Here is a 16,069-nt window from a genome sequence, read left to right on the forward strand (position 1 = left end):
GCTATTAAATAAAAGCCATAAAAGAAAATAATGAAGAAAAAGCCTCACTCTTCTGCAAAATAATTCAGAAGTGATCACCTCCGGTAATAAGTCAGCTGCAATAAATCAGCTGCGCGTTTTATTGCCCTGCAGATTCCCGTACCAGCCAGATTGTCGCCAGCGGCGGCAGAGTCACCGACAGCGAATGCTCCCGACCGTGGCTGGCGATCGCCTCGCTTGCCACGCAGCCGCCGTTGCCGGTGTTGCTCCCGTGGTAGTGCATCGAGTCGGTGTTCAGCTCTTCACGCCAGCGCCCCGGCTGGTTAATCCCGAAGCGATAGCCGTGACGCGGTACTGGCGTGAAGTTGCTCGCCACGATTATCTCGTTCCCGGCTTTATCGCGACGGACAAAGATAAACACCGACCGTTCATGGTCATCCACAACAAGCCATTCAAAGCCGTAGGGGTCAAAATCCAGTTCGTGCAGTGCCTTATGGTGGCGATAGGTATGGTTCAGATCGCGCACCAGACGCTGCACCCCGTGATGCCAGTTGTCGCCCCCTTCCAGCAGATGCCAGTCGAGGCTGGCGTCGTGGTTCCACTCCCGCCCCTGGGCAAACTCGTTGCCCATAAACAGCAGCTTTTTACCGGGGAAGGCAAACAGCCAGCCGTAGTAGGCGCGCAGGTTGGCGAACTTCTGCCAGGCATCGCCAGGCATCCGGTCAAGAATCGATTTTTTGCCGTGAACCACTTCATCGTGTGACAGCGGCAACACGAAGTTTTCGGTGTAGTTGTAGAGCATCCCGAAGGTCATCTTGTCGTGATGATAACGACGATAGATGGGATCGAGCTGCATATAGTCGAGGGTGTCATGCATCCAGCCGAGGTTCCATTTGAACCAGAAGCCAAGACCGCCCGTCGAAGACGGTCGTGTAACCCCGGCGAAGTCGGTGGACTCCTCCGCCATCGTGACCGCTCCCGGCGTCTGCTCACCGAGCACACGGTTGGTATTGCGCAGAAATTCAATCGCTTCGAGGTTTTCCCGGCCGCCGTACTCATTGGGCACCCACTCCCCCTCTTTGCGGCTGTAGTCGCGGTAGATCATTGACGCAACCGCATCCACGCGCAGGGCGTCGATCCCGAAGCGTTCAATCCAGTACAGCGCGTTCCCGACCAGAAAGTTGCTGACTTCACGGCGACCGTAGTTGTAGATCAGCGTATTCCAGTCCTGGTGATAACCTTCTCGCGGGTCGCTGTGTTCATACAACGCGGTGCCGTCGAACGATGCCAGCGCAAAGTCATCCGACGGGAAGTGGCCCGGCACCCAGTCGAGGATCACGTTCAGACCCGCGGCATGGGCAGCATTCAGGAAGTAGCGGAAGTCTTCACGGGTACCAAAACGGCGGGTCGGCGCGTACAGCCCGGTGGGCTGATAGCCCCAGCTGCCGTCGAACGGATGTTCGTTTACCGGCAGCAGCTCCAGATGGGTGAAGCCCATCCACTTCGCGTAAGGCACCAGCTGGTCCGCCAGCTCGCGGTAGCTGAGCCAGAAATGGTTATCGGCGTGGCGGCGCCACGAGCCAAGGTGCACTTCATAAATCGAAATCGGTGCATCAAACTGGTTGGCCTGCTGACGGGACTGTGGCTGTTCGACCTTTTCCGGCATGCCGCAGATAAGCGACGCGCTTTCCGGGCGCATCTGTGCCTCAAAGGCATACGGGTCGGATTTCACCCGCAGGTGGCCGTGGGCGTCAATCAGCTCGAACTTATACAGCTGGCCGTTATGCGCGCCGGGGACAAACAGCTCCCAGATGCCGGACTCTTTGCGCAGACGCATCGGGTGGCGGCGGCCGTCCCAGTAGTTGAACTGTCCGACCACCGACACACGACGGGCGTTCGGCGCCCAGACGGAAAAACGCGTCCCGGTGACGCCGTCCATGGTGTCGGCATGGGCTCCCAGCGTCTCGTAGGGCCGCAGATGAGTCCCTTCAGCGAGCAGCCAGGCATCAAGCTCCTGCAGCAGCGGGCCAAAGCGATAGGGGTCGTCAATCAGGTTTTGCTGACCGTGCCAGGTGACGGCCAGCTGGTAACGAAAAGGATTTTTCCGGCGCGGCAGAACGCCGCTAAAGAACCCGCGTGTGTCGAGGCATTCGAGTTTACCGACTTTGCGCCCGGTTTTCGGTTCAATCACCCATACATCGGTGGCATCGGGTAATAATGCGCGCACTTCCAGACCCGCATCGGTTGAGTGCATGCCAAGCACGGAAAATGGATCGGAACAATGACCTGCGAGAAGTGCGGAGATCGCACTTTTTTCATTATAATCAGACATGGCAGTCACCCTACTATCATCCTGCGGAAAGAATTAAAACGCCTCTTCCTGCTTTATTGATCCGGTAATATTCCGCTGCATGCTACGCATCGAAATATCAACACGTTATTCCAGAGCCTTAAGACATGTCGGTTGTCCACAAATAGAGAGTGATTAACCTCCTGAGAAGTGAGTTAAATGCGCTGTACGACTTCTGTATTATCTGTCTTCAGAATAATTACTCCTGATTTTCTTTCTGTGAGTAAACACTCATTTCTATATTAATGGGGAAACTAATTTTTATTTCGTCACGAATGATGAGTTTCCTTCTGCTGAATTCGTCAGATCGTATATAAAAAAAGGCTTTGTTGAATAAATCGAACTTTTGCTGAGTTGAAGGATCAGATCACGTATCTTCCCGACAACGCAGACCGTTCCGTGGCAAAGCAAAAGTTCAAAATCACCAACTGGCCCACCTACAATAAAGCCCTCATCAACCGTGGCTCCATAACTTTCTGGCTGGATGATGAAGCTATTCAGGCCTGGTATGAGTCAGCAACACCTTCTTCACGAGGCAGACCTCAGCGCTATTCTGACCTTGCCATCACGACTGTGCTGGTCATTAAACGCGTATTCAGGCTGACCCTGCGCGCTGCGCAGGGCTTTATTGATTCCATTTTTTCTCTGATGAACGTTCCGCTACGCTGCCCGGATTACAGCTGTGTCAGCAGGCGGGCAAAGTCGGTTAATGTCAGTTTCAAAACGCCCACCCGGGGTGAAATCGCACACCTGGTAATTGATTCCACCGGGCTGAAGGTCTTCGGTGAAGGCGAGTGGAAAGTCAAAAAGCATGGCCAGGAACGCCGCCGTATCTGGCGTAAGCTGCATCTCGCCGTTGACAGTAAAACACATGAAATCATCTGCGCTGACCTGTCGCTGAACAATGTGACGGACTCAGAAGCCTTCCCGGGTCTTATCCGGCAGACTCACAGAAAAATCAGGGCAGCATCGGCAGACGGCGCTTACGACACCCGGCTCTGTCACGATGAACTGCGGCGTAAGAAAATCAGCGCGCTTATCCCACCCCGAAAAGGTGCGGGTTACTGGCCCGGTGAATATGCAGACCGTAACCGTGCAGTGGCTAATCAGCGAATGACCGGGAGTAATGCGCGGTGGAAATGGACAACAGATTACAACCGTCGCTCGATAGCGGAAACGGCGATGTACCGGGTAAAACAGCTGTTCGGGGGTTCACTGACGCTGCGTGACTACGATGGTCAGGTTGCGGAGGCTATGGCCCTGGTACGAGCGCTGAACAAAATGACGAAAGCAGGTATGCCTGAAAGCGTGCGTATTGCCTGAAAACACAACCCGCTACGGGGGAGACTTACCCGAAATCTGATTTATTCAACAAAGCCCTTACTCATTCGACTTCGTGTTATACATACCAGTATTTATAACAGTTTTAATCATCTAAATAGTCTTTTCAAGTATAGAACGTTATATTGAACATCAAACAGTTATTAAGGCTGGGATTGACTAAAGCGTTTTCTTTTCAAATACAATATGACGGTGTGGCTTTACAACAATACAACTGATGCATGAGCCATCTCTTTGAGTGGATCAATAGCCCGGCTCTGCATCAGTTGGAACAAGCCGAATGGAGGTTGCCAATTTTCACGACTTATTCAATCACCGTAATTACTCTCCACAATAAAACTAGGCCTGTAGCCGAAGATTTTGATGATGAGCTTGAACTGTCACAGAGCCGGTGGTACCGAACACTTCAAACGTATGAACGTAGGCGGGACGTTAGCTTATTGATAGTTCGTAGGAGTAAATCTCACCAATTCCAATTGTACGGTTGATGGATTTTATAGGATAGTCATATATTGCTCCCAATTGTTTTTCAACGCTATTATTTGGATGATTGTTAATTAAGAAAACGCAGATACCGATAGCCGTAGGCTTTGTACCTAAGGATGTCAGCACCAGTCTTGGGTTTTCTGCATATATATCTAATAAGGTCTGATATACGGCGTAAGGGTTTGCACCAGGACAGGTTCTTAGATCTGTCTCCATGCTGTCGAAATGTAATAAATGCTTTCTGAGTGATTTGTTCTCCCAGCCTGGGATATAAGCTGGGACTGATATACAAGCCAGTAATTTATTGAAGCTTGCCCCATCATCATTACTTAAAATCTGGCCTAGACGAGAGTTTTCAAATCCTAAGAATGAAACCAGGCTGGTTTTTTGTAAGCCAGATGTGATTGTATTCAGTGAAAATACGGGAAGAGAAGAAAATGGCTGTCGGCCATCGCTTAATTGATACTCCTCATCCCCGCCCTCAGTCGAAGGCGACTTACTGTATTCTTTCGGTTCAATGTAGAGAACAGTAAATGATTCTATACCTTCAATCATATTAATGGAGTAAAAAAGATACAATATTTCAGGGAAATCAAGAGAAGTAGAGTCTATTATTACTTTTTTAGGCGACATAGAGATTAATGCATCCTTCAATGCTAACAATTTGTATTTATTACCATTGAGTTTTAATGCATATTCATCTTTTACATATTTAACCTGAAATGCATTGCTTGCGTTTACTTTTTTTATCGCCAGGCCAGTTCTCTCATCTAACTCTTCACCATAGAAAAAAATGTCATGATGGCGATTAGTAAAATCTAAGTTGTTGTGAGTTCTGATACGTTTGAATTTTATCATAACAGGCCCAACTGGTATGATGTGACTGAACTAGAAACATCAAAAGATGAGTCATCGATATCCCACCGGGCTCCATATTTCTTTAACAAGGATGAAAAATCTTCATCACTACCTACAAAAATGGTTTCAACCTCACCTTTGCTAAATTTTATTTTTTTCTTTTTTCTGTGGCTTATTCCAAAATATGGTGCAAGAACTGGATGTAAGACGTAATCATTGAGTTCCAGGTTGTCAGTTGATTTACTCTTCGTTCCTTTCTGTTCAATCAGCACGGACCACACCAATGATTCATTTAGGATTTCCTTAACATTATAAGCAAGAAGATTTATATCAGTTAAATCTAAAGTGAAATGGTTTACTTCTGATTCGCTCTGAGAACGTCGAGATTGGCAATAGTTGAAAATCGCACCAAGTCTTTTAGCCACTCTTTTTAGATGCATTCCATGAGCACCAAAATCTCCTATTTTTTCAATTTCGAGTTCACTCGTCTTCAGGGTGGCCTCTAATTGAGCTTCGATTGTCATGGATGGTATCGTTTTTGGCGGCAGTGGAGACGTGATATTTGTTTTTGTTACCGACTGGTGACATAACTCCAGAAAATGTCTGATGTTCCCTCTTGATAAATATACAAACTGTTTATAGCCAGCGTACAGTGGGCAGATTCTGGTTGGTAATTTATTATAAAGATAGAGAATTACACCGACGAGATTGTTAGGTATCCATGATTTATATTTTGTTGTATGTCCTGCTTTATATTGCAAATATTGTTCTAACACCTCGTCTGGGCTAATACTTTTCCTATTCAGCAATGCACCATTTATCAGGCTTGCCTCAGGAAATTTATCATCTATAAAATATTGAACTTGCAATTTTGACTTTGATTTAGACAAACCGGTTTCAATCATTGAATGTAATTTTTTAGTTAATGCGTCATCACTGAATATTTCATGTGATATCTCTTTTGTCGATTTTTCAGGAAGAAACTTACTGGCCAGATTTTTAATTGAATCCTGATACTCCTTCGTTTGTCTGTGCGGGATTTGATGTTCTGACGTAAATATGGAACGGAGTTTTTCATGATCAGTGTTTTCTATATAATCTGAAAAGCGCAGGGCTAATATCTCACCAGCAAATGTATCAAAGTCATTGAGATACAGTTCTTCTAAGTCTATATATCTGAAATCATGCTGCTCAACAATGCTTTCGTTGCCTAACGTTTTATGTGAAATATTAGCATTTTTCTTATAGGCAACACTGAACAGTAACGGCATGGATCCGTGCTTCATTAAAGTATTGATTATTGCCTGCTGGTCTGATGTCAAGTTCTCGAACTCGTCAATGTAAACTTGAAAATTAGGCTTTATAATGCATCCAGTTATTGCATGTAGTTTGCTAATGATATTCTGTAATGAAAATTTTGTATCAAGAGAAAACGGTGGTGTTTCAGTAACTGGGGCATTTATCCAATTGCAAAGAGTAAACAGTCTTTCATGTAAAAGATCGCTAACATCAACAAGTTTCGCATTTTTATCAATGCCCAAACCTTCAGAAATTGTATCTGGCAATTTCAGATTATTAATCTTCTCTTTCAACGAAAAAACAGGAGATTTTTCGGACAATAAATTATTGGTTAGTTTAACAAACTCAATAATCAGCGATAGACTCATGTACGTTTTGAAAGCTGTTGACCAAAATTTTCCGAGCCAAGCTTCGGTTAATAACTGGCTAAAGGATGTATCCGGGCGCCAATATATACCCAGATTGGAAAGATCCTCAATACCAATCGTATCTTTATTCACACTTAGAGCTGTCTGGTGGCAATGATACTTTAAGAACATCGTTTTTCCATATCCTCTCCCCCCAATAACTATACTTGCTTTTGTCGTTTTTTTTAGATTTACATCTTCGTACCCTAAGGGAAGAACATATTTACCATAGAGATCATCAGGTAATTCTTCGGCACGGTTTTTCGAAAAAATCTCGTTAAATTTCATATTTTACCTTTTGAATAACCTATTCCATCCTTCATTTTCAAACCAGAGGAATGAAAGATTATTATTTGGAGTTGAGTTTGCCAAGACATAACTAAGCCCCAAATTACCGAACCCTAATGGATTGCTTATTGAGTTCTTATTACATATATCAATGTACAATCTTAAGAAATCATTATGTGTATAGAAATATTCTCTATTTATTCTCCTGTTGGATGCTCTAAAGAAACTATGATTTTCATCCAAGTACTCAACAGGCCTAATAATTAGGTTTTTATATTTAGATTGTATCCTTATTGTTGAATCGCGTAGAGCCGCAAATGGAATGAATATTATTTTCTTTCCAAGTTCATCAAGATTTGTTTCTTTCATGAAAGTGTCAATTTGAGTGCCAGAACCAAGCATATCATCAAAAAAAACTATCGCTTTGATTCTTGGTGGCAATTTTTCTATATTTTCAACTTTTACCCCTAAGTTTTTATCGAAAAAATCTCTTTGTAGGAATGTGTGTATTACATCACCACTTTTAGTGACTTTACTATCCACATTATTTATTACGGACGTTCGAAACGGAAGATTCCTTGCATGTTTTGGCGAGTTGATGTCATTCATCCATTTTTCAATATCCTCAATATGGTAAATATCTAACTCCTCTAAGATCTGTGGGAGAATAATTGAGAATATATTATAGCCCATAGATGTAACAGTTTCTCTGTTACGATATATCAACTCGCTTAACACAGAGGCTGCAAGATATTTTTCCTTTTCATCCTTGAAATTATCTAACCAGCGTTGCAGTACTGATACTTTTACATTATCCCAGTAACCAATCTTGATTAATTTTTTGGATTGTTCAATAATCGCTTCAGTATCTCTTGCTGTAATATGATCTATTTTCATGATGTTATTATCGCAGGGGTAGTTTTTTTATGTCATTTAATGTTATGTACTGCGCTCCAATGCCTTTCGAAATACTTTTAATCCAGTCGACTCCAAATTTCGATTTTAATGCCGCGGCAACCATTTCACCACATTCGTACTCAGAAGCTTTGATAACAAAAACACAATCTGTAATGGAAAAAGAACCGTTTCGTATGATCCCAACTTTCCCCAAACATCTTGTTCCTACACGGGGTACAACAACATCTCCTTTCACCGCCTGTACGGCTGAACCATTTTCTGCACTGTCATTGTTATTTTCAAATAAAGAAAAATCATTATAAAAAGAAGATGAATGGATTATCGCATCATGCAGTTGAGTTTTTTTCGTTTTGCTGATATTCCCTCTCATAACTTTTATACCTGAAGTTTCAATCGTTTTTTCGTTATTGTTATATTTAAAAGAGTTATATTGATGGTCGGCCCTTTCAATAAACTCTTCTTTTTTAAGCCTTATCGCTTTATTTTTTTTTGAACTTCTTGTTGTTATTGATGGGCTTATTGATTTTTTGTTACTGACAGTGAGAATATGAGTCCTTGCTTCAGTTCCCAAAAATGCCTTATTATCTAATTCTATAACATCTATATATTTAAATAATGAGGTTATTTTTTCTCTGAGTGGTTTATATTTCTCGCTTGAAAATATCGTATCAGGTACAACAATTCCACAACAACTGTCTCGATCAAGCAACTTAAGCGATAACATTAAGAACAAAACCTCAGCTCTGTAATATTTTGTTTTATGATTTAGTGCCCACTCCTTAAATAAGAACCTTGTATAGGCAGTATGTTCAGCTGTATAAAAAGGAGGATTGCCAATGACTATGCCATATGTACTGTTTTGTGCCTTTATTTTATCAAAACTGGCTGAATGGGTTGCATCTAAACATATACTCGTCGTGTTTTGTAATAGGTCTAACTTTCTGCAGTTTTCATCATCAATATCAATTCCGTAGAGCTTTGCGTTGTCGTATTTGAGCGCAGCTGTCATCAACAACGAGCCTTCACCAGCACTTAAGTCAATGATTGTACTTGCTTCGTCTGATGGTAATGATGAGATAAGCAACTCTGCCACATCCCGGTTTGTATAGTACTGAGATAGACGTTTTTTTCTTGAAATCGTTTTGCCCATGCTCAACTTGAACTTCCGCCTCTTCTGCTCTTGTTTTTGGAATGCTACCGCCCTCAGATCATCATGTCTGATAGCCATATCATTTAACAGATAATTCAAATGTTTTATCTTTGTTAAAGATATAGGCAACAGAGACTGGACTCAATAACTTTTCTACTTATTAAAATGTACGTTTGAGAAAGTAGACTCTATGCGGTACGCTCTGGCGTATACTTTTCCCCGATTTTTCACGCAGCGCGCCGGACGCTTTCCGGCCCGGACGGAGCCCCGGATGACACTGATGCCTGACGATGAACCCGAGCAGCTCCCGCCACCGGCGGTCATTCCACCTGATGGGGATTTCCTGCCGGCGCTGGTTGGTACTGAAAGCCAGGTCGGTCCCGCCCGGGCCTACCTGCTTTCCCTCAATTCCCCCCGCAGCCGGCAGACCATGGCCTCGTTCCTCGGTATTGTTGCCGGCATGCTCGGCGCCGCGTCCCTGGAGTCCTGCAGCTGGGGCAGCCTGCGCCGTCATCACGTTATGGCCGTGACCGAGCTCCTGCGCGACACCGGCCGGGCCACGGCGACCGTCAACACCTATCTTTCGGCACTCAAGGGGGTGGCGAAGGAAGCCTGGATGCTGAAACTCATGGACGTCGAGAGCTTCCAGCACATCCGGGCGGTGCGTAACCTTAGGGGCAGCCGCCTGCCGCGCGGCCGGGCCCTGCCGCCGGAGGAGATACGGGCGCTGTTTGGTGCCTGCGAGGCCGATGACTCCAGCATCGGGGTACGCGATGCGGCAATGCTGGCCGTCATTCTCGGCTGCGGCCTGCGCCGGTCAGAGGCGGTAGGGCTGGATTTGCGTGACGTTGTCACAGATGAGCGGGCGCTCCGGGTGCTGGGTAAGGGAAACAAGGAGCGGCTGGCCTATATGCCGGCGGGCACCTGGCAGCGGCTAAGGACGTGGATCGATGACGTGCGGGGAGAAAAAGACGGGCCGTTGTTCACCCGTATCCGCCGCTTTGACACCCTGACGAACGACCGGCTGACCGACCAGGCGGTGTATCACGTCCTGCAGGTCCGCCAGCGCCAGGCGGGGGTTACAAAATGTGCCCCGCACGATTTAAGGCGAACTTTTGCCACCGCCATGCTCGATAATGGCGAGGATCTCATCACGGTAAAGGACGCGATGGGGCATGCCAGCGTCACCACCACCCAGCAGTACGATCGCCGCGGCGAAGCGCGCCTGCGCACGGCCCGCGATCGCCTGAATCTGACTGACATTTAATATCATATTAAGTTAATAACTTAACAAGAAACCGTAACAGTAATGCCGGTGGCAGCCGTGCTGCTGTCATATCCGGTACTGTCTGAACAGAGGAGGCGGAACTCCGGACTACGCTGCTTCCCCTGTTGCGCAGTCTGAAGGACGTCTTCATCTTTTCCCTTCGGTAAACGGCCAGCTGGCTGCTCCGCTTTGTATCCCAATACCGCTACCGGCGACTCAGGCCGGATACCAGAGATAACTCACTGATTGGGTACTAGTCATTAAAAAATAGTTTCGCTTAGGAACCGCCGGGTCTGATAACCTGTTGCCCTTTTTCTGGTGCAACCTGTGACCCCGGGCGGGGACATATTATTGATGGAGATCGTAATGCCCGTACTTTTCAGGATGAGGGTAATCCCCTTGGTTTTACTTCTGGCACTCGTTTTTGCATTCTTACTTAACTGGCCGGTGTTGCTGCATTTCTACGATATCCTGAGCCGTCTTGAACATGTGAGGGCGGGGTTCGTCATCTCCATTCCGTTTGTGCTGGTTGCAGCGCTTAACTTTGTGTTTATGCCCTTCTCGGTTCGCTACCTGCTCAAACCCTTCTTTGCCCTGTTGCTGGTCACCGGTTCGGTGGTGAGTTACGCCACACTGAAATATAAAGTGATGTTTGATCAGTCCATGATCGAAAATATACTGGAAACAAACCCACAGGAAGCGCATGCCTACCTGAATGGCTCACTGGTGCTGTGGCTGGTCTTCATGGGCATTCTTCCGGCTATCCTGTTGTTTTTGATTAAAATTGAATATGCAGACAAATGGTACAAAGGGGTTGCCCACCGGCTGCTTTCCATGCTCGCTTCGCTGATCCTGATTGCAGGTGTTGCCGCTCTGTATTACCAGGATTATGCTTCTGTCGGGCGCAATAACCCGACGCTGAACAAAGAAATTATCCCGGCAAACTATGCGTACAGCACTTTCCATTACGTGAAGGATACCTATTTTACGACGAAAATGCCTTTCCGGACGCTGGGGGATGATGCAAGGCGCGTTACCCGGAATGGTAAACCCACGCTGATGTTCCTGGTAATTGGCGAAACGGCACGGAGCCAGAATTTCTCCATGAACGGCTACCCGCGTGACACAAATGCCTTTACCAGCAAAATCGATGGCGTTATTTCGTTCAGGAATATGCGTTCCTGTGGCACGGCGACCGCAGTCTCGGTGCCCTGTATGTTCTCGGATATGAACCGGACGGATTACGATGGTAAAAAGGCTGCCGGCAGTGAAAATGTCCTCGACATCGTGCAGAAAACGGGGGTTTCGCTGTTGTGGAAAGAAAACGATGGCGGGTGTAAAGGCGTATGCAGCCGTATCCCGACTGTCGAAATTAATCCCGGTATCAGTAAAAAACTGTGTGACGGTAAAACCTGCTATGACGATGTTATGCTGGAAAACCTGGATACCGAAATCGGCAAAATGGCCGGAGACAAGCTGATCGCCTTCCATATGATTGGCAGCCATGGACCGACCTATTACCAGCGTTATCCGGCAGAGCATCGTCACTTCATGCCGGAATGTGCGCGCAGCGATATCGAAAACTGCACGCAGGAACAGCTGGTTAATACCTACGACAATACCATTCGCCACACCGACTATGTGTTAGCGCAGATGATTGAAAAGCTTAAGCAATACAGCGAACAGTACAACACCGTACTGCTGTATGTGTCCGATCACGGCGAATCTCTGGGAGAGAGCGGACTGTATCTGCACGGTACCCCCTACAAACTGGCACCGGATCAGCAGACGCACATCCCGATGCAGCTCTGGATGTCGCCAGGCTTCATTGCTGCTAAAAATATTAACGCCGCGTGTCTGCAGCATAATGCCGTTAACAGGACATATAGACTGGCCCCATGAATCTCCAGACAGTTGGTATCACTTAAGTTAGTGATAGTCTTAATACTAGTTTTTAGACTAGTCGTTGGAGTCCGAATGATTGATGTTTTAGGTCCAGAGAAGCGCAGACGGCGAAGTGTTCAGGAAAAAATCGCCATTGTTCAGCAGAGTTTTGAGCCCGGAATGACCGTGTCGCTGGTCGCCCGTCAGCATGGCGTTGCTGCCAGTCAGCTGTTCCTGTGGCGTAAGCAGTATCAGGAAGGCAGCCTTACAGCCGTTGCCGCAGGAGAACAGGTTGTGCCCGCGTCGGAGCTGGCATCTGCGATGAAGCAAATTAAAGAGCTGCAGCGCCTGTTGGGCAAGAAAACCATGGAAAACGAGCTGCTAAAAGAAGCCGTTGAATATGGCCGACAAAAAAAGTGGATAGCGCACGTGCCCTTGTTACCGGAGGATGGCGAATAAGCCTTGTCAGTCGTTGCCTCCGGGTCTCACGTGCGCAACTGCATGCCATAGCCCGTCAGTCGAAGGACTGGCAGGATCGTCGGTGCAAGCGCAAGCCTGATGATACTGACGCGCTGGCCCGTATCCATACCGTTATCGGCGATCTGCCCACCTATGGTTATCGTCGGGTATGGGCACTGTTGCGCAGACAATCAGAAACTGACGACATGGCGGTGATCAATGCCAAACGCGTATACCGCATCATGCGTCAGAATGCGCTGCTGCTTGAGCGTAAACCGGAAATACCGCCATCGAAGCGGGCGCATACAGGGAAAGTGGCCGTTGGAGAAAGTAACCAGCGGTGGTGCTCTGACGGCTTCGAGTTCAGCTGTGATAACGGTGAAAAACTGCGGGTCACGTTCGCTCTGGACTGTTGCGATCGCGAGGCACTTTACTGGGCGGCCAGTAACGGTGGATATGACAGTGAAACCGTGCAGGACGTCATGCTGGGTGCCGTGGAGCGTCGCTTCGGTAACAGCCTGCCGACATCCCCAGTTGAGTGGCTGACAGACAACGGTTCAGCCTACCGTTCTTATCAGACGCGTCAGTTCGCCAGAATGGTAGGACTGGAGCCTAAACATACGGCGGTACGTAGCCCGGAAAGCAACGGGATGGCAGAGAGCTTCGTGAAAACGATGAAGCGCGATTACATCAGCATCATGCCGAAACCCGACGGGTTAACAGCGGTAAAGAACCTTGCGGAGGCCTTCGAACATTACAACGAATGGCATCCGCATAGTGCACTGGGGTATCGTTCGCCACGGGAATATCTGCGGCGGCGAACCAGTAATGGGTTAAGTGATAAAAAGTGTATGGAAATATAGGGGCCAATCCAACATATTCCCACGATAACCTTTTCGCGTCCGTACTGGGGCTCTGGGACATCACCACCGGGGCCTATCTTCCGGAAAGCGACCTGTTCCGCGAATGTCGTGGATAGCCTACATACTCGGTCGATTTCCGGAAACAAACAGCCTGCTGCCGGAAATTATAAAATTTTGCTGACGGCGTGCATGCCGTCAGCGCCTGTTTGCCTGCTCCCGAAGCAGGCATTTTTTTACCTGAGTCGACCTGTCTGACATACATCGCCGCGCTTACCCACACCCTTATCCCCGGTTCCTGTGGATAAACCTTACAAAACGGATCCCCGTTTCTGGTACCTTCGGGCGGCAGAATGACCGGTTGCCTCTCGGCCAGCGCGCGGGCCCGTAGTATCTCTGTACCTGGCGTCATACCGGATGCCTGCCGTCTGCATTATCCTGACGGATGGAGCCGTCCATCATAAACCTGCCGGGTTCAGTACGGACGGGTGTCATCGCATTTACGATGAAGACAAAATGTGACTCTGATTATCCCGTTGTGCTTACTGGCCGATCGGGGGATCTCTTTTCTGATACATTGTGTCAGCTCAGTAGACTGGCCCCATGAATCTCCAGACAGTTGGTATCACTTAAGTTAGTGATAGTCTTAATACTAGTTTTTAGACTAGTCGTTGGAGTCCGAATGATTGATGTTTTAGGTCCAGAGAAGCGCAGACGGCGAAGTGTTCAGGAAAAAATCGCCATTGTTCAGCAGAGTTTTGAGCCCGGAATGACCGTGTCGCTGGTCGCCCGTCAGCATGGCGTTGCTGCCAGTCAGCTGTTCCTGTGGCGTAAGCAGTATCAGGAAGGCAGCCTTACAGCCGTTGCCGCAGGAGAACAGGTTGTGCCCGCGTCGGAGCTGGCATCTGCGATGAAGCAAATTAAAGAGCTGCAGCGCCTGTTGGGCAAGAAAACCATGGAAAACGAGCTGCTAAAAGAAGCCGTTGAATATGGCCGACAAAAAAAGTGGATAGCGCACGTGCCCTTGTTACCGGAGGATGGCGAATAAGCCTTGTCAGTCGTTGCCTCCGGGTCTCACGTGCGCAACTGCATGCCATAGCCCGTCAGTCGAAGGACTGGCAGGATCGTCGGTGCAAGCGCAAGCCTGATGATACTGACGCGCTGGCCCGTATCCATACCGTTATCGGCGATCTGCCCACCTATGGTTATCGTCGGGTATGGGCACTGTTGCGCAGACAATCAGAAACTGACGACATGGCGGTGATCAATGCCAAACGCGTATACCGCATCATGCGTCAGAATGCGCTGCTGCTTGAGCGTAAACCGGAAATACCGCCATCGAAGCGGGCGCATACAGGGAAAGTGGCCGTTGGAGAAAGTAACCAGCGGTGGTGCTCTGACGGCTTCGAGTTCAGCTGTGATAACGGTGAAAAACTGCGGGTCACGTTCGCTCTGGACTGTTGCGATCGCGAGGCACTTTACTGGGCGGCCAGTAACGGTGGATATGACAGTGAAACCGTGCAGGACGTCATGCTGGGTGCCGTGGAGCGTCGCTTCGGTAACAGCCTGCCGACATCCCCAGTTGAGTGGCTGACAGACAACGGTTCAGCCTACCGTTCTTATCAGACGCGTCAGTTCGCCAGAATGGTAGGACTGGAGCCTAAACATACGGCGGTACGTAGCCCGGAAAGCAACGGGATGGCAGAGAGCTTCGTGAAAACGATGAAGCGCGATTACATCAGCATCATGCCGAAACCCGACGGGTTAACAGCGGTAAAGAACCTTGCGGAGGCCTTCGAACATTACAACGAATGGCATCCGCATAGTGCACTGGGGTATCGTTCGCCACGGGAATATCTGCGGCGGCGAACCAGTAATGGGTTAAGTGATAAAAAGTGTATGGAAATATAGGGGCCAATCCAGTACACCCTATTGCTATAGGTAAGTCTGTTCAAAAAACAGGCTTACCGTACAATAATTCTCTATATCCAAACTGACCCCGTTCAGACGGCTTCGAGTTCAACTGCGACAACGGTGAAAAACTGCGGGTCACGTTCTTGCTGGACTGCTGTGACAGAGAGGCCATAGACTGGGCAGCGAGCACGGGAGGCTACGACAGTTCGACGGTGCAGGATGTGATGCTGAGGTCGGTGGAAAAGCGCTTCGGTGACAGGTTACCGGACACACCGGTGCAGTGGCTGACGGACAACGGTTCAGCGTATACGGCGTATGAAACGCGGAGGTTCGCCGTAGAGCTGAATCTGGAGCCCTGCACAACAGCGGTGAGCAGCCCACAGAGCAATGGTATGGCTGAACGGTTCGTGAAAACGATGAAGGAAGATTACATCGCGTTCATGCCCAAACCGGATGTGAGAACAGCGCTACAGAGCCTTGCAGCGGCGTTCAATCACTATAATGAAAACCACCCGCATAGTGCGCTGGGATACCACTCTCCGAGGGAATACCGGCGGCAGCGGGCATCGTTAACTTAAGATACAAAAGCTGTCCGGAAATGGAGGGGCA

At 48.0% G+C, this 16,069-nt stretch carries 9 protein-coding genes and 2 pseudogenes; 6 read left to right on the plus strand and 5 right to left on the minus strand.

Annotated elements, in window-relative coordinates:
- Positions 1 to 118: 118 nt before the first annotated feature.
- Positions 119 to 2,311, minus strand: coding sequence for a 1,4-alpha-glucan branching enzyme (gene glgB, locus HV107_RS26595; protein WP_004099052.1), 2,193 nt, complete (start codon positions 2,309 to 2,311; stop codon positions 119 to 121).
- Between the two features lie 372 nt (positions 2,312 to 2,683).
- On the opposite strand from glgB, the gene HV107_RS26600 reads away from it, so the two are divergent.
- Positions 2,684 to 3,652: an IS5-like element IS903B family transposase gene (locus tag HV107_RS26600; protein ID WP_013815099.1), complete on the plus strand. Its 969-nt coding sequence runs from the start codon at positions 2,684 to 2,686 to the stop codon at positions 3,650 to 3,652.
- A 450-nt stretch (positions 3,653 to 4,102) separates the two neighbouring features.
- On the opposite strand, the gene HV107_RS26605 is transcribed toward HV107_RS26600, so the two are convergent.
- The 4 genes and pseudogenes from HV107_RS26605 to HV107_RS26620 all read right to left on the minus strand — a co-directional run bounded on the left by HV107_RS26605 (position 4,103) and on the right by HV107_RS26620 (position 9,154).
- Positions 4,103 to 5,014: a hypothetical protein gene (locus HV107_RS26605; protein WP_013213995.1), complete on the minus strand. Its 912-nt coding sequence runs from the start codon at positions 5,012 to 5,014 to the stop codon at positions 4,103 to 4,105.
- 51 nt (positions 5,015 to 5,065) lie between these two features.
- Positions 5,066 to 7,008, minus strand: a pseudogene (locus HV107_RS26610) (hypothetical protein).
- Between the two features lie 3 nt (positions 7,009 to 7,011).
- Positions 7,012 to 7,905 carry a hypothetical protein gene (locus HV107_RS26615; protein ID WP_019706022.1) on the minus strand — a complete coding sequence of 298 codons (894 nt, stop codon included), beginning with the start codon at positions 7,903 to 7,905 and terminating at the stop codon, positions 7,012 to 7,014.
- Positions 7,906 to 7,912: 7 nt separating this feature from the next.
- Positions 7,913 to 9,154, minus strand: coding sequence for an N-6 DNA methylase (locus tag HV107_RS26620; protein ID WP_013213998.1), 1,242 nt, complete (start codon positions 9,152 to 9,154; stop codon positions 7,913 to 7,915).
- 193 nt (positions 9,155 to 9,347) lie between these two features.
- Between HV107_RS26620 and HV107_RS26625 the strand changes: the two genes are divergently transcribed.
- The 5 genes and pseudogenes from HV107_RS26625 to HV107_RS26645 all read left to right on the plus strand — a co-directional run.
- Positions 9,348 to 10,343 carry a tyrosine-type recombinase/integrase gene (locus tag HV107_RS26625; RefSeq protein WP_182063617.1) on the plus strand — a complete coding sequence of 332 codons (996 nt, stop codon included), beginning with the start codon at positions 9,348 to 9,350 and terminating at the stop codon, positions 10,341 to 10,343.
- Between the two features lie 366 nt (positions 10,344 to 10,709).
- Positions 10,710 to 12,245 carry a phosphoethanolamine transferase gene (locus HV107_RS26630; RefSeq protein ID WP_182063618.1) on the plus strand — a complete coding sequence of 512 codons (1,536 nt, stop codon included), beginning with the start codon at positions 10,710 to 10,712 and terminating at the stop codon, positions 12,243 to 12,245.
- A 75-nt stretch (positions 12,246 to 12,320) separates the two neighbouring features.
- Positions 12,321 to 13,549 (plus strand): IS3-like element ISEc36 family transposase gene (locus tag HV107_RS26635; RefSeq protein WP_102063238.1). Its coding sequence is split into 2 segments (ribosomal slippage): positions 12,321 to 12,636 and positions 12,636 to 13,549, totalling 1,230 coding nucleotides; the frame shifts between segments, so codons are not numbered across the junction.
- 679 nt (positions 13,550 to 14,228) lie between these two features.
- Positions 14,229 to 15,457 (plus strand): IS3-like element ISEc36 family transposase gene (locus HV107_RS26640; RefSeq protein WP_102063238.1). Its coding sequence is split into 2 segments (ribosomal slippage): positions 14,229 to 14,544 and positions 14,544 to 15,457, totalling 1,230 coding nucleotides; the frame shifts between segments, so codons are not numbered across the junction.
- Positions 15,458 to 15,549: 92 nt separating this feature from the next.
- Positions 15,550 to 16,038: pseudogene (locus tag HV107_RS26645) on the plus strand (integrase core domain-containing protein); the annotation flags it as partial.
- Between the last annotated feature and the right edge of the window lie 31 nt (positions 16,039 to 16,069).

Origin of the sequence: Enterobacter sp. RHBSTW-00175 (assembly GCF_013927005.1) — a bacterium.
GTDB lineage: Bacteria > Pseudomonadota > Gammaproteobacteria > Enterobacterales > Enterobacteriaceae > Enterobacter.

Excerpts from the sequence above, each read along its gene's own strand:
- glgB (WP_004099052.1), bottom strand. The coding sequence starts at position 2,311 with ATGTCTGATTATAATGAAAAAAGTGCGATCTCCGCACTTCTCGCAGGT.
- HV107_RS26605 (WP_013213995.1), bottom strand. The coding sequence starts at position 5,014 with ATGATAAAATTCAAACGTATCAGAACTCACAACAACTTAGATTTTACT.
- HV107_RS26615 (WP_019706022.1), bottom strand. The coding sequence starts at position 7,905 with ATGAAAATAGATCATATTACAGCAAGAGATACTGAAGCGATTATTGAA.
- HV107_RS26620 (WP_013213998.1), bottom strand. The coding sequence starts at position 9,154 with ATGGCTATCAGACATGATGATCTGAGGGCGGTAGCATTCCAAAAACAA.
- HV107_RS26625 (WP_182063617.1), top strand. The coding sequence starts at position 9,348 with ATGACACTGATGCCTGACGATGAACCCGAGCAGCTCCCGCCACCGGCG.
- HV107_RS26630 (WP_182063618.1), top strand. The coding sequence starts at position 10,710 with ATGCCCGTACTTTTCAGGATGAGGGTAATCCCCTTGGTTTTACTTCTG.